12 protein-coding genes and 1 riboswitch are annotated in these 14,563 nt (G+C 65.3%); of the genes, 8 read left to right on the top strand and 4 right to left on the bottom strand.

Annotated features, from left to right (window positions below):
* Positions 1–50 precede the first annotated feature (50 nt).
* Positions 51–641 (bottom strand): thermonuclease family protein, encoded by a 591-nt coding sequence (locus XH98_RS18880; protein WP_271599558.1) that lies wholly within the window; start codon positions 639–641, stop codon positions 51–53.
* Positions 642–699: 58 nt separating this feature from the next.
* The gene (locus XH98_RS18885) at positions 700–897 is read right to left on the bottom strand and encodes a DUF1674 domain-containing protein (protein ID WP_271619537.1); all 198 of its coding nucleotides are present in this window, start codon (positions 895–897) and stop codon (positions 700–702) included.
* Positions 898–1,085: 188 nt separating this feature from the next.
* Between XH98_RS18885 and XH98_RS18890 the strand changes: the two genes are divergently transcribed.
* From XH98_RS18890 to purH, 3 genes are all read left to right on the top strand, one after another.
* Entirely contained in the window at positions 1,086–2,432 is a 1,347-nt protein-coding gene (locus XH98_RS18890) for an RsmB/NOP family class I SAM-dependent RNA methyltransferase (protein WP_271619538.1), read from the top strand.
* 157 nt (positions 2,433–2,589) lie between these two features.
* Positions 2,590–4,308, top strand: a complete 1,719-nt coding sequence (locus tag XH98_RS18895) for a heparinase II/III family protein (RefSeq protein ID WP_271619539.1) — start codon at positions 2,590–2,592, stop codon at positions 4,306–4,308.
* 59 nt (positions 4,309–4,367) lie between these two features.
* A riboswitch (ZMP/ZTP riboswitch) is annotated at positions 4,368–4,450 on the top strand.
* Between the two features lie 24 nt (positions 4,451–4,474).
* On the top strand, positions 4,475–6,067 hold the full coding sequence (gene purH / locus XH98_RS18900; RefSeq protein ID WP_271619540.1) for a bifunctional phosphoribosylaminoimidazolecarboxamide formyltransferase/IMP cyclohydrolase: 1,593 nt from the start codon (positions 4,475–4,477) through the stop codon (positions 6,065–6,067).
* Positions 6,068–6,185: 118 nt separating this feature from the next.
* On the opposite strand, the gene XH98_RS18905 is transcribed toward purH, so the two are convergent.
* Complete coding sequence (locus tag XH98_RS18905; RefSeq protein ID WP_271599563.1) at positions 6,186–7,574, bottom strand: MFS transporter; 1,389 nt, start codon at positions 7,572–7,574, stop codon at positions 6,186–6,188.
* A 98-nt stretch (positions 7,575–7,672) separates the two neighbouring features.
* Between XH98_RS18905 and ggt the strand changes: the two genes are divergently transcribed.
* Both ggt and XH98_RS18915 read left to right on the top strand, forming a co-directional pair.
* Positions 7,673–9,424 carry a gamma-glutamyltransferase gene (ggt, locus tag XH98_RS18910; RefSeq protein WP_271619541.1) on the top strand — a complete coding sequence of 584 codons (1,752 nt, stop codon included), beginning with the start codon at positions 7,673–7,675 and terminating at the stop codon, positions 9,422–9,424.
* 96 nt (positions 9,425–9,520) lie between these two features.
* Positions 9,521–10,819, top strand: coding sequence for an MFS transporter (locus tag XH98_RS18915; RefSeq protein ID WP_271599565.1), 1,299 nt, complete (start codon positions 9,521–9,523; stop codon positions 10,817–10,819).
* A 117-nt stretch (positions 10,820–10,936) separates the two neighbouring features.
* On the opposite strand, the gene XH98_RS18920 is transcribed toward XH98_RS18915, so the two are convergent.
* Complete coding sequence (locus XH98_RS18920; protein WP_271619542.1) at positions 10,937–11,602, bottom strand: glutathione S-transferase family protein; 666 nt, start codon at positions 11,600–11,602, stop codon at positions 10,937–10,939.
* 144 nt (positions 11,603–11,746) lie between these two features.
* Between XH98_RS18920 and XH98_RS18925 the strand changes: the two genes are divergently transcribed.
* The 3 genes from XH98_RS18925 (at position 11,747) to XH98_RS18935 (ending at position 14,492) form a co-directional block, all read left to right on the top strand.
* Positions 11,747–12,343, top strand: a complete 597-nt coding sequence (locus XH98_RS18925) for a DUF2239 family protein (protein WP_271599567.1) — start codon at positions 11,747–11,749, stop codon at positions 12,341–12,343.
* An 89-nt stretch (positions 12,344–12,432) separates the two neighbouring features.
* Complete coding sequence (locus XH98_RS18930) at positions 12,433–13,767, top strand: MATE family efflux transporter (protein WP_271619543.1); 1,335 nt, start codon at positions 12,433–12,435, stop codon at positions 13,765–13,767.
* A 116-nt stretch (positions 13,768–13,883) separates the two neighbouring features.
* On the top strand, positions 13,884–14,492 hold the full coding sequence (locus XH98_RS18935; protein WP_271599569.1) for a 2-hydroxychromene-2-carboxylate isomerase: 609 nt from the start codon (positions 13,884–13,886) through the stop codon (positions 14,490–14,492).
* The last annotated feature ends 71 nt before the right edge of the window (positions 14,493–14,563 follow it).

Here is a 14,563-nt window from a genome sequence, read left to right on the forward strand (position 1 = left end):
GCGATCAAGCCAGGATTTGAAAAGCCGCGTCGTCCGACGCGGCTTTTTCACTACCAGAAGCGCCAGCCGCGTCTGCACCAGCCGTCGCGATGACCGCCATTGTAGCTGCGTGCGTACCCGCCCGCGAGCATCGCCGCCGAAACGTTTGCGGTTCGTCTGGTCGCAACATCGGCGAGCACGCGTCCGTATTTTTCCGAACCGAGATTGTAGATGGTGACGCCGCCCTGAGCGAGCAGGTTGCGCAAAGCATCGGTGGCCGCTTCCGCCTTGTCCAACTCGTCCCGGCAGGACGCCTTCATCTCGGGCGCATCGATGCCGCGCAGGCGAACCCGCGCCACGAGATCGCGTCCGTCGCCTTGATGCACGCGCGCGAGAAACGTGTCGCCGTCGATCGTGCGGATGACATCGATCGGCAAACGGCTGTCGGGATTGCCGGACTGCTGAAGAATAATCCCGGCATCCTGCGCGCGTTCATCGGCCGGAAGCGGAAGTCGCCACTCGGTGCCATGCCGAAAAGCCAGCACGACCGCCACCACGACGCCGACCACGAACATCCAGGGCACAAGTCCGGAGAAGCGGCGGCCGAACGGTGAGCCGCCGTAAGAAGGTCGATAGGAACGATCCGGATCGAAGCGCGACATCCGCGCACGCTAAGGCTGAGTCGGCTGCACAGACAAGCGACCGCAAAAGAGCTGCGTCTCAAAAATCCGAGGCGATGCCCTTGCGCTCCCAATCGCCGTAGCGCGTGGGCTCGGGTCCCTTCGGACCCTGCAATTCCTTCGGCACGGCCTCGGCACGCGCCGCCGCGGCCCGCCGACGTTCCTCGGCTTCGGCCAGCGCGCGCTGCGCGGCGGGGGACAAGGGCTTGCGATCAGGAGCGGGAGGTTGGTCGTTCATGATCCATGGGTCCTAGCGCAGGATCTCGACCTGCGCGACGTCCAATAACGCATTGCTGAAATGGCTCCGGCGGGCTGAAATCGCCAGAGACCATTCTTACATTTGGCATATTCGCATGCCACAGAAGGTGTTCTCAAGGCATGCGCCATAAGGCGGAACTGCCGCCTCGCTCAGAACCTTACGTCCGCATGCCATCTCAACGTTTTGCCCCTCCGTCCGAAGTGCCCGGTCTTGCGGCGCGACGGATCGCTGCCGATATCGTCGACGGCGTCCTGCACAAGCACCGCACGCTCGATGACCAGCTCGATGGCTCCGGCGCCCATCCCGGACTGAAGACGCTCGCCGACCGCGACCGCGCGCTGATGCGGCGCCTGGTCGCAACTATTCTGCGCCGTCTCGGCACGCTCGGCCATGTGCTGTCGCGCCTGCTCGACAAAGGCATTCCGTCCGACGCGCCGCGCGCGCAGAGCGCGCTCTTGATCGGCGCCGCCCAGATTCTCTGGATGGACGTGCCCGACCACGCCGCGGTCGATCTCTCGGTTCGCCTGGTGCAATCCGATCGGCGCGCCGCGCGCTATGCCGGTCTCGTCAACGCCGTGCTGCGCCGCTGCGCGCGTGAGGGTCAGGCGCTGGTCGACGAGGTCGCATCGCAATCGCTCGACCTGCCGCCCTGGTTGCTGGCCCGCTGGAGCGCGCATTACGGCGAGGCGACCGCGCGGGACATGGCGCTGGCGCTCGGCCACGAACCGTCGCTCGACCTGACGGTGAAGTCCGATGCCGCGCAATGGGCGAGCCGGCTGCATGGCGAAGTGCTGCCGACCGGTTCGGTGCGCACGCTGCTGCACGGCTCGGTGACCATGCTGCCTGGCTTCGCCGAAGGACAATGGTGGGTGCAGGACGCCGCTGCCGCGCTGCCGGTCCGGCTGTTCGGCGACATCAAGGGCAAATCCATCGCCGACCTCTGCGCCGCGCCCGGCGGCAAGACCGCGCAGCTGGTGCAGGCAGGCGCGAAAGTCACCGCACTCGACCGTTCGCCCGCCCGGGTGGCGCGCCTGCGCGAAAATCTGAACCGCCTGTCGCTTCAGGCCGAGACTGTCGTTGCTGACGCCGTAGAATGGACCGGGCCAGCGGACGGCTTCGATGGAATCCTGATCGATGCGCCCTGCACCTCGACCGGAACGATCCGCCGGCATCCCGACGTTGCATGGCTGCGGCAGGAGTCCGACGTCGCCGCAATGACCGTTCTCCAGCGGCGGCTGCTGAGGAAATCGGTCTCGCTGCTCAAATCAGGCGGGACGCTGGTCTATTGCACCTGTTCGCTGGAACCCGAGGAAGGCGAGCAGGCCATCGCCACGCTGCTGGCTGCGGAGCCTGCGCTGCGCCGTGTGCCGATCGAAGCCAGCGAGGTCTCCGGCCTCAGCGAGACCATCACGGCCGAGGGCGATCTCCGGACCCTGCCGAGCCACCTGCCGCATGCCGACCCGAAGCTCGGCGGGCTCGACGGATTTTTCGCGGCCCGGCTCGTTAAATCCTGATTTTGCACCGGATTTTGCTACCACCACCCTGATTCGGGGCCTTTCAAGGTGGTGTCGGCCGTTCGATTTTGGGATTAATAAGGATTCGTCGGAATCCTCTCCCCCTTCAAGGCAAGGCGTGTCGGTCGCTCAACGCAGACGTATCTCGACGCTGGTCATGAACCGCTTCGCGCGGAACATGCTCGCGCGCGCGAGCGGCGGTTCCGTCGCGCTGTCGCGGGTCTGGCCGGGCCGGACCGATCGGCTGATCATCGCGCCGCATGATTTGCGCACTGCGGATGCGACGCGCGCGGCCGAGATCTATGCCGGCCGCTTCGTCTTCGCCGGCAAGATCGTCAATTGCCATGGCCGCTCGATCTTCGACCTCGATCCGCCGTCGGAGGATTGGGAGGTCGCGCTGCTCGGTTTCGGCTGGCTGCGGCATCTGCGCGCCGCCGATACCGCGCTGACCCGCGCCAACGCGCGCGCGCTGGTCGAGGACTGGATCAGCAACCCCGCCAACAAGCGCCGGCCGGTGGCCCGCCGCGCCGACGTGCTGGCGCGACGCGTGATCTCGCTGCTGTCGCAGGCGCCGCTGGTGCTCAACGACACCGACAACAAATTCTACCGCCGTTACTTGCGCGCACTGGCGCGCGAGATCCGCTTCCTGCGTTACACCATGGTCAACATCCCCGACGGGGTGCCGAAACTCCAGGTGCAGATCGCGCTGTGCTACACCACGCTTTGCCTCGCCAATCAGGCCCGCAATATCCGCAGCGCATCGAAAAAGCTCTCCGACGAGTTGCAGCGGCAGATCCTCCCCGACGGCGGCCACATCTCGCGCAATCCGGGTGCGCTGATCGAGCTCCTGATCGATCTGTTGCCGCTGCGGCAGACCTTTGCCGCGCGCAACATCGCGCCGCCGCCGGCGCTGCTCAATGCGATCGACCGCATGATGCCGATGCTGCGCTTCTTCCGGCACGGCGACGGCAATTTCGCTTTGTTCAACGGCATGAGCGCGACGCCATCGGATCTGCTCGCGACGCTGCTCGCCTATGATGATACCCATGGCGCGCCGATGGCGAACATGCCGCACACCGGCTTCCAGCGCCTCGATGCGGGCCCGACCACTGTCATCATCGACACCGGCGCGCCGCCGCCGCCCGGCGTCAGCCACGACGCGCATGCCGGTTGCCTGTCGTTCGAACTGTCCTCAGGCATCAGCCGCATCGTCACCAATTGCGGCATGCCGACCACAGGCCGCGACAATTGGCGGCCGTTTGCGCGCGGCACCGCGGCGCATTCGACGCTGACTTATCACGACACCTCGTCCTGCCAATTCGTCGAGATGTCGGCGATGAAGCGGCTGCTGCACGGCGCGCCGATCATCAGCGGCCCTCATGAGGTCGAGAGCTATCGCGAGGTCGTCGAGGGCGGCACGCTGCTGACGACCTCGCATAATGGCTATCTCGCCAAGTTCGGCGTGATCCATCGGCGCGTGCTGATGGTCGCCAATGACGGCACGCGGATCGACGGCGAGGACACGCTGTCGCCGCCGCAAGGCGCGCGGCTCAAGGGCGCTGACGCCGATTTCGCGCTGCGGTTTCATCTGCATCCCGCGGTGAAAGCGAGCCGGCTGTCGGATGCGCGCGGCGTCATGCTGGTGCTGCCGAACCGCGACGTCTGGACCTTCGAGGCGCTGGACGACAAGGTCGAGCTCGAGGACAGCGTGTTCCTGGCCGGCAATGACGGCCCGCGTCGCACCGCCCAGATCGTGATCCGCCAGGATGCCCGCCAGGCGCCCACGATCCGCTGGAGCTTTGTGCGCTCCACCGCCTCGCCCGCGGTCACCAATGCCCGCCGCAACGCACGGCGCGAGCCGGAACTTCCGCTGTAGACGCGCTCGATTCGGCCCCATCTCGGCGTTGTGAAAACGGCCAAAAGCTGCTATCGAGCGCTCGTTCGCGCGACTGGCGACCTTGGATGGAGCACCATCGGGAAGCGCGACACATAATCCGCCGCGCGCCTGGGCATAGACACTCCCTGAACAGAGGATCTTGCTCATGACTGACCATCCCCGTCGCGTCACCCGCGCCCTGCTCTCCGTCTCCGACAAATCGGGCCTGATCGAGTTCGCCAAGGCGCTTGCCGCGCATGACGTCGAGCTGGTCTCGACTGGCGGCACCGCAAAGGCGATCGCCGCGGCGGGCCTCAAGGTGAAGGATGTCTCGGACCTCACCGGCTTCCCCGAGATGATGGATGGCCGCGTCAAGACGCTGCATCCGAAGGTGCATGGCGGCCTGCTCGCAATTCGCGACAACAAGGAACATGCCGAGGCGATGAAGGCGCACGGCATCGCGCCGATCGATCTCCTCGTCGTCAACCTCTATCCGTTCGAGGCCACCGTCGACAAAGGCGCCGGCTTCGAGGATTGCATCGAGAATATCGACATCGGCGGCCCCGCGATGATCCGCGCCGCCGCGAAGAACCATGACGACGTCGCGGTCGTGGTCGAGGCCGACGACTACAAGGCCGTTCTCGACGAGCTCGCTGCCAACAACGGCGCGACCACGCTGAAGCTGCGCCGGCGGCTTGCGGCAAAGGCCTATGCCCGCACCGCGGCCTATGACGCCGCCATTTCCAACTGGTTCAACCGGCAGCTCGAGATTGACGCACCCGACTTCCGCGCCTTTGGCGGCAAGTTGATCCAGTCGCTGCGCTACGGCGAGAACCCGCACCAGACCGCGGCGTTTTACGCGACGCCCGACAAGCGCCCGGGCGTTTCGACCGCGCGGCAGCTCCAGGGCAAGGAGCTCTCCTACAACAACATCAACGACACCGACGCGGCCTATGAGTGCATCGGCGAGTTCGACACCAAGCGCACCGCGGCCTGCGTCATCGTCAAGCACGCCAACCCTTGCGGCGTCGCTGAAGGCGCGAACCTCGTCGAGGCCTATCGCAAGGCGCTGGCCTGCGATTCCACCTCCGCCTTCGGCGGCATCATCGCGATGAACCGGCCGCTCGATGCCGACACCGCGCGCGAGATCACGAAGATCTTCACCGAGGTCATCATCGCGCCTGACGCCAGCGAAGAGGCGATCGCCATCATCGGCGGCAAGAAAAACCTGCGCCTGCTGCTCGCAGGCAGCCTGCCCGATCCCCGCGCGCCGGGCCTCACGGCGAAGACGGTGGCCGGCGGGCTTCTGGTGCAGAGCCGCGACAACGCCGTGGTCGACGACATGACGTTCAAGGTCGTCACCAAGCGCGCGCCGACCGAAGCCGAAATGCGCGACCTGAAGTTCGCTTTCCGGGTGGCAAAGCACGTCAAGTCCAACACCATCATCTACGCCAAGGATCTCGCCACCGTCGGCATCGGCGCGGGTCAGATGAGCCGTGTCGATTCAGCCCGGATCGCGGCACGCAAGGCGCTGGATGCGGCCAACGAGCTGAAGCTGGCGGAGCCGCTGACCAAGGGCTCGGTGGTGGCGTCGGATGCGTTCTTCCCGTTCGCCGACGGCATGCTCGCCTGTATCGAGGCCGGCGCCACCGCGGTGGTGCAGCCCGGCGGCTCCATGCGCGATGACGAGGTGATCAAGGCCGCCGACGAGCATGGCATCGCCATGGTGTTCACGGGGACGAGGCACTTCCGGCACTGATCTATCAACTCGTCATTGCGAGCGAAGCGACGCAATCCAGTCTGTTTCCACAGAGAGGGTCTGGATTGCTTCGTCGCTTCGGTTCTCGCAATGACGGCGGCGAGATCGCGTAGCTTGGCTACTCTTTCACCCGCATCAACAACGCGAATCCCGTCACGAAAAACACGACCAGCACGGCCATGCCGGCCTTCTGGCTGGCGGTGGCCGCGGTGATCACGCCGATCAGCAGCGGGCCGATGAAGGACGTCACCTTCCCGGTCAGCGCGAACAGGCCAAAATACTGCGCGATACGATCCTTCGGCGCGAGGCGGATCAGCAGCGTGCGCGAGGCCGCTTGAAGCGGACCGCCGGCCGCGCCGATCAGGCAGCCGAGCACGATATAGGCACGCTCGGCGGCGGCGCCGAACAATGGCCCGCCCGGCACCGGCGGCGCGACCCTGACGAACAACACACTGTCCTTGTCCACCAGCAGGATCGCCGCGACCGAAAGCAGCAGGATCAACATGCTGCCGGCGATGACGCGCTTCGGACCAAGGTAGTCATCGAGCTTGCCGCCAAGCCAGGCACCAAAGGTGCCGGCGATGGCGAGAATGATGCCGAACGTGCCGATCTGGATCGTGTGCCAGCCAAAGGTGCCGGCCGCATAGATGCCACCGAAGGCGAACAGCGAGACGAGACCATCCGTGTAGATCATGTTGGCAAGCAGAAACGCGGCGAGCGATTTCTGCTGCGGCAGATCCTGCAGCGATTGCTTGAGATCAGCTAGTCCTTCGTACAGCGCCTCGCGCACCGGGCGCTTCGCCGGATAATCCGGCGTGAACAAGAACATCGGCGTTACGAAAACGATGAACCAGAGCCCGGTCAATGGTCCCGCAGCACGATCGCCTTCATGGGTGACGGGATCGAGCCCGAACAGCGGCGTGAAGCCGAGCAGCGTGCGGCCGGTCTCGGGGTTGGCGGCGAAGAAGCCGAGCACGATAATCAGGCTGACGATGCCGCCGATGTAACCGGTAGCCCAGCCGGTACCGGAGAGTCGGCCGATGCGGTCTGGCGGCACCAGCGTCGGCATCATGGCATTGTTGAACACGGTGGCGAATTCCGCGCCGACGCTGGCAAGCGCAACCGCAATGAGCAACGGCGGAATGATGGCGTGATCGCCGGGCTTGCCGATCCACAGCGCGCACGACGCCACCACCAGAACTGCGCCGAACGCGGCGATCCACGGCTTGCGGCGGCCGGAGGCATCCGCGATGGCGCCAAGCACCGGGGACAACAGCGCAATAGCCAGGCCAGCTGCTGCCATCGCAAAGCCCCACAACGACTGCCCCGTGGCAGGATCCGGCGCGACGTTGGTGGCGAAATAGGGCGCGAACACGAAGGTCGTGATCAGCGTGAAATAGGGCTGCGCGGCCCAATCGAAGAAGATCCAGCTGATGACGGCGGCGCGCGGCGGATAGGTTCGCAGGGCGCCGGCCAGGCGCGCATCGGGGGCGGTCGTCGTCGTCACGCAGTCCTCATCACAAAACAGTTTTGCCGCTCTTGGCGCAAACCGTATAGCATTGTTGCGACGCGTTAGAACTGGCCTGAAGCCTTGGCGGAAATTTGATGATGGCGTCATTTTCGACACGACGTGCTTTTTTCGCGCTGATCGCCACTCTGGCGTTTGGACTTGCAGCGGCAACCGCTCAGGATGCGCGGCGAGCGTATGTGCCGCCCGCGCTGGACGCCGTGCACGCCATCCCCGCCGAGCATGGCATGGTGGTGGCACAAGAGAAGATCTCGGCGCAGGTCGGCGCCGACATCTTGCGGCGCGGCGGCAATGCCGTCGACGCGGCCGTCGCCACCGGCTTTGCGATGGCGGTGACGTATCCGCGCGCCGGCAATATCGGCGGTGGCGGCTTCATGGTGATCCATTCCGCCGAACGCAATGAGGACGTCGCGATCGACTATCGCGAGACCGCACCTGCGGCGACGACGGCGCAGATTTTCCTCGGGCCCGACGGCAAGCCTGATGCCGCCAAGTCGCGCGATTCCGGGCTCGGCATCGGTGTGCCCGGCACTGTCGCAGGCCTGGCGCTGGCGCTGGAAAAATACGGCTCCGGACAATTCACGCTCGCGCAATTGCTCCAACCTGCGATCACACTCGCCCGCGATGGATTTGTCGTCACCGACGACATGGCCGACACGCTGCCGGGTTGGTATCCGCGACTGGCACGCTTTCCATCGTCAGCCAGGATTTTCGCAAAGCCTGATGGCACGCCGCTTGGCGAAGGCGACAGGCTGGTGCAGCGCGACCTCGCCGACACGCTGGCGAGCATCGCGGCCCAAGGTGTGCGCGGATTCTACGAGGGTCCGGTGGCGGAGAAGATCGCCAAGGCCGTCTCCGACGCCGGCGGCATCATGACGCCGGCCGATCTGAAGGCCTATCAGCCGGCGATCCGCACCCCGGTGCACGGCACCTATCGCGGCTACGACATCGTCTCGATGCCGCTGCCGTCCTCCGGCGGCGTGGTGCTGGTCGAGACGCTCAACATCCTCGAAGGCTTTCAGCTGGCGGATCTCAAGCAGGGCTCGCCAGCATCGCTGCATCTCCTGATCGAGGCCATGAAGCGCGCCTATGCCGATCGCGCGCGCTATCTCGGCGATCCGGCCTTTGTCAACGCGCCGATCGATACGCTCATTGCGAAGGACTACGCTGCCAAGCTCCGCACCGGCATCTCCACCGAGCACGCCACGCCGTCCAGGGACCTTGTTGCGAGCGCGGCCTCGCCGCGCGAGGGCAGCAACACCACGCACTACTCCGTCGTCGACAGCCGTGGCAACGCCGTCAGCAACACCTACACGCTGAACTTCAGCTACGGCATCGGCCTCGTTGCCGACGGCACCGGCGTGCTGCTCAACAACGAGCTCGACGATTTCACTGCTGCCGTCGGCGCTTCCAACGCCTACGGTCTCGTTGGCTATGAGGCCAATTTACCCGGGCCCGGAAAGCGGCCGTTGTCCTCGATGTCGCCGACCATCGTGCTGAAGGACGGCAAGCCGGTGCTGGTGACGGGCTCGCCGGGCGGCAGCCGCATCATCTCGACCGTGCTCCAGGTCATCGTGAATGTGCTCGACTACAGGATGGACGTCGCGGCCGCCGTGGCGGCGCCGCGGCTGCATCATCAATGGCTTCCGGATGAAGTGCGCATCGAGCGCGGCTTCCCCGACGACGTGCTGGCTAAGCTGAAGGCGATGGACCATCCCATTGTCGAGCCGATGGGACAGACATCGGCCAATTCGATTGCCGTGACGCCGAACGGCCCCCTCGGGGCGCCCGATCCGCGCACGCGCGGTGCGGAAGCCGCTGGACAGTAACCCGCTCCCGCATGGCACAACGGCGCGCGCCGGCTTGCGCCGGCCGCCGCGCGTGCTACCACCGGCCAATCAAAAGAATTTGCCGGGGAAACGCACATGACAACAGCCGCTCCGCTCCAGCGCATCGAGCGCGCCGAGATCGAGGACACCAGCCTTCTTGCTTTCTATCGCGACATGAACGTCGCCGAGCGCCGCACCTTCTGGGCCTGCGCAGCCGGCTGGGCGCTCGACGGCATGGACTTCATGATCTACCCGCTGGTGATCGGCACCATCATCGCGCTGTGGAAGGTCGATGCGGCCTCAGCCGGCCTTGCCGGCACGGTGACGCTGCTCGCCTCCGCCATCGGCGGCTGGCTCGGCGGCTATCTGTCCGACCATATCGGCCGGGTCAGGACGCTCCAGATCACCATCATCTGGTTTTCGTTCTTCTCGCTGGTTTGCGCAATCGTGCAGAATTTCGAGCAACTCCTGATCGCGCGCGCCGTGCTCGGCCTCGGCTTCGGCGGCGAATGGGCCGCCGGCGCCGTGCTGATGGGCGAGGCGATCCGGCCGCAATATCGCGGACGCGCCGTCGGCTCGGTGCAGTCGGGCTGGGCCGTCGGTTGGGGCCTTGCCGTGCTCTCGCAGGCGATCCTGTTTTCGCTGATGCCGGCAGAGACGGCGTGGCGCTGGATGTTCGTGATCGGGGCGCTGCCGGCGCTGCTGGTGTTCTATATCCGCCGCTCCGTCACTGAGCCGGAGATCGCGGCCGCCGCACGCGCCAAGCACGCGGAAACGGGCAGTCATCCCAAGCTGTGGGAGATCTTCACCTTTCCGATCGTGAAGACAACGGTGCTGGCATCGCTGATGGCGACGGGCTGCCAGGGCGGCTATTACGCCATCACTTTCTGGGTGCCGCAGTTCCTGACCAAGGAGCGGCATCTGTCGATCGTCGGCTCGACCGGCTATCTCTCGACGCTGATCATCGGCTCGTTCGTCGGCTATCTGGTCGGCGCCTGGCTTGCCGACCGAATCGGACGGCGCAATTTGTTCCTGATCTTCTCGATCGGCGCGATCGCCGTGGTGCTGCTCTACACGCAGCTGCCGCTCATCAACGAGATCCTGTGGGTGCTGGGCTTCCCGCTTGGCTTCTTCGCCTCGGGCTATTTCTCGGGGGTTGGCGCGTTCTTGACCGAGCTCTATCCGACGCGCCTGCGCGGCTCGGGCCAGGGCTTCTGCTACAATTTCGGCCGGGGCATCGGCGCGCTGTTTCCGTTCCTCGTCGGCGCGCTCTCGGCGACGACGTCGCTGGCCAATGCGATCGCGATCTTCGCGGTGGTGGCTTACGCGGTGTTCTTCATCGCGGCGTTCGCACTGCCGGAGACACGCGGGCGGGTGTTGCACGCGGATCAGTGAGTTGCTGTCGTTCCGGGGCACTCGAAGCGTGAACCCGGAACCTCGAGATTCTCAGGTGCGCAATTGCGCACCATAGTTCGGTGCTGCGCACCGGCCCGGAAATGACGGGAAAGAGACTTACCGCCCTACCTGATAAGGCCCGCCCTTTTCCAGCGCCCGCGCATAGGCCGGCCGCGCATGGATGCGCTCCAGGAACACCATCGCCTTGGGATGGCCTTGCTCGAGCCCGCCGCGCGCTTGCGCGGCTTCCAGCGGGAAGCTCATCTGGATGTCGGCCGCGGTGAACTCGCTGCCGGCGAACCACTCGCTTTTGCCGAGCTCGCCTTCCCAATAATCCATGTGCTGCTTGAGCTGCGGATTGACCAGCGTGGTCAGTGCCTGGTTCGAGACCTTGCGCACCAGCGGACGCAGCAGCGCCGGTGCACGCTTCGGCATCAGTGTGAACAGCAGCTTCAGCAGCAGCGGCGACATCGCGGACCCTTCCGCATAATGCAGCCAATAGGTGAAGCGCAGCCGCTCCGGTGTGTTCGGCGGCGGGATCAGCCGGCCGTTGCCGTAGGTCGCAACGAGATAATCGATGATCGCACCCGACTCGGCGATGGTGTTGCCGTTGTCGGTGATGACTGGCGACTTGCCGAGCGGATGGATCGCGCGCAGCTCCTTGGGCGCGCGCATGTCGGGCTGGCGTTGATAGCGCACGATCTCGTAGGGCACGCCCAACTCCTCGAGCAGCCACAGCACCCGCTGCGAACGCGAATTGTTGAGATGGTGGACGGTCAGCATCGCGAAATCCTTGGGACCGGGTGGTCTCGGCCGTGTACCTGCCAGCCCGGGAACACAATGTCGAGCCGGCCGGCCGGATATTTTCACCCGGGTATATTGACGGCGGCTATTTACCCGGGTATTAAAGCGGCCATCGCAGTCAATATGGCAATGATTTCAATGCTGAGGACTTTCACCGCCTTCCAGGGGCAGCGTCGCTTGGTGTCCGGGCCGGCTGGAGAAGTCGCGCTGGTCGTCAAGCGGATCGCGCCGCGGCCGGACGAGGCCATCATCATCTTCTCGGACGCCACGGGCCGATCGATCGACTTCGATCTGCGCGGCGGGGATCGCGAGGTGCTGGCGCGGCTGGCGAAGCAGATTCCGCCGCCGGTCGAGGAGACCGAGCCGCCGGCCGAGCCGCGCGGGCGCGGCCGGCCGAAGCTTGGCGTGGTCGCGCGCGAGGTGACGCTGCTGCCGCGGCATTGGGAATGGCTCAATGCGCAGCCCGGCGGCGCATCGGTCGCGCTGCGAAAGCTGGTCGAAGAGGCGAGGCGCGCGAGCGGTGACAAGGACCGCGAGCGGCAGGCGCGCGAAGCGGCCTATCACTTCATGTCGACCATGGCCGGCAACCTCGCGCAGTTCGAGGAAGCTTCGCGCGCGCTGTTCGCCGATGACCGGCGCCGCTTCACCGGACTGATTGCCGACTGGCCGGCCGACATCCGCGACCACATCGTCAAGCTCGCTTACAGCGACCGCGCGTAAGCCGCGCGCCGCTCTCCAACCACCCCATCGACGGCCGAGCCGCGCGTTGCGCGGCAACGGTTTTGCTCGCCCTGACGAAAGGCCCATCCATGTCTACTCCAAAACCGCTCTGGCAAACTTTCCTGCGCTTCCTCGCGCCGCTGATGCTGAGCAACGCGCTGCAATCGCTGTTCGGAACCGTCAGCAACGTCTATCTCGGCCAGATGATGGGCGTTGACGCGCTCGCCGCGGTCTCGACGTTCTTCCCGGTGTTCTTCTTCCTGTTCGCCTTCGTCATGGGCCTCAGCACCGGCGCCACCGTGCTGATCGGCCAGGCCTTCGGCGCGGGCAAGCACGACAGGATCAAGATGGTCGCCGGCACGACCCTCGCGGTCGGCCTGCTGCTCTCGATATCAGTGGGACTGGTGGGTGGTCTGCTCAGCCGGCAATTGATGATGGCGCTCGCAACGCCTGCGGACATTCTCGCTCCTGCCAGCGCTTATGCGCGGGTCATGCTGCTGACGATGCCCCTCGGCTTCACCTTCCTGCTGATGACGGCGATGATCCGCGGCGTCGGTGATGCCGTGACACCGCTGCTGGCGCTGGCGTTGTCGACCACGATCGGCTTGATCCTGACACCGATGCTGATCCACCTCGACATCGGCATCACCAGCCCGGCTTGGGCCGCCGCGATCTCCAACGCAGTGACGCTGATCGTGCTGGGCGCCTATCTGCCGCGAAAGAAGCACGCGCTTGCGCCGGACGCGGCACTGCTGCGCCATATCAGGCTCAATCGCGCCGTGATCGGACAGATCCTCGGCATCGGCCTGCCGAGCGCCACCGGCATGGTGGTCATGGCCATCGCCGAACTGGTCTTGCTCGGGCTCGTCAACGGCTTTGGATCCGATGCGACCGCTGCGTATGGCGCCGTGAACCAGGTGATGGGCTACACGCAGTTCACGGCCATGTCGATTTCGATCGCGGTCTCGATCCTCGGCGCGCAGGCCGTCGGCGGCGGCGACCGGGCGCGGCTCGACGGCATCGTCCGCACCGGTCTTGCGTTCAATCTCGTGCTGACCGGCGGGCTGGTGGCGCTGATCTATATGGTGCCGCGCGCCGTGCTCGGCATTTTCATCACCGACGGCGCCGTGCTCGACGTGGCGAAGGGCCTCCTCTTCGTCGCCTTGTGGAGTTCGGTGCCGTTCGGACTTGCGACCACGTTCTCTGGCGCGATGCGCGCGGCGGGCGTGGCGCTGACGCCGATGCTGCTGTCGATCTTCGCCATTGTCGCGATCGAGCTGCCGTCGGCGGTGATCCTCAGCCGCGCGATCGGCCTCCAGGGCGTATGGGCCGCCTATCCGATCGTGTTCTGCGCCATGTTCCTCTTGCAGATGGGCTATTACCTCCTGGTGTGGCGCAAGCGGGCAATCCAACGTCTGGGCTGATCAGCAAGATATTATGACCGTCATTAAACGGTGGACCTGTGGCGCGCCCTGCGCCACAATGGAGCAAAGCCAGATCGAAGAGCCAGGTCAAAGAGCCAAAGTCAGGGAGAACGAGATTGACCCGCACAGCCCCGCAATTCCTGTTCGACTTCGGCAGCCCGAACGCCTATCTCAGCCATCTCGCGATCCCCGCGATCGAGCAGCGGATCGGCGTCAAGTTCGAATATGTGCCGATCCTTCTCGGCGGCATCTTCAAGTCGACAAACAACAGATCGCCGGCGGAGACGCTGGCCGGCATCAAGAACAAGCGCGAATTTCAGGCCGTCGAGACCGAGCGCTTCATCAAGCGCTTCAAGGTCGAGCCTTACGTCTTCAACCCCCACTTTCCCGTCAACACGTTGAACCTGATGCGCACCGCGATCGCAGCGCAGCTCGAGGGCGTGTTCGAGAAATATGTCGACGCCGCCTTCCATCATATGTGGCGCGAGCCGAAGAAGATGGATGATCCCGAAATCGCGGCGAAGGCGCTGGCGTCTTCGGGCCTTGATGCTCAAAAGCTGTTCGCCCGCGCCCAGGAGCCCGAGGTGAAGGGCAAGCTGATCAAGAATACCGAGGAGGCGGTCGCCCGCGGCGCCTTCGGCTCGCCGACCTTTTTCGTCGGTAACGAGATGTTCTTCGGCAAGGAGCAGCTGCGCGAGGTCGAGGAGATGGTGTCGGGAAAGTGAAGCGCGCGAATGGCGAGTAGCGAATAGGCGAGTGGAAATCGCGCTTACTATTCGCTACTCCCTACTCGCCA

This window comes from Bradyrhizobium sp. CCBAU 51745 (assembly GCF_028128715.1).
Lineage (GTDB): Bacteria > Pseudomonadota > Alphaproteobacteria > Rhizobiales > Xanthobacteraceae > Bradyrhizobium > Bradyrhizobium manausense.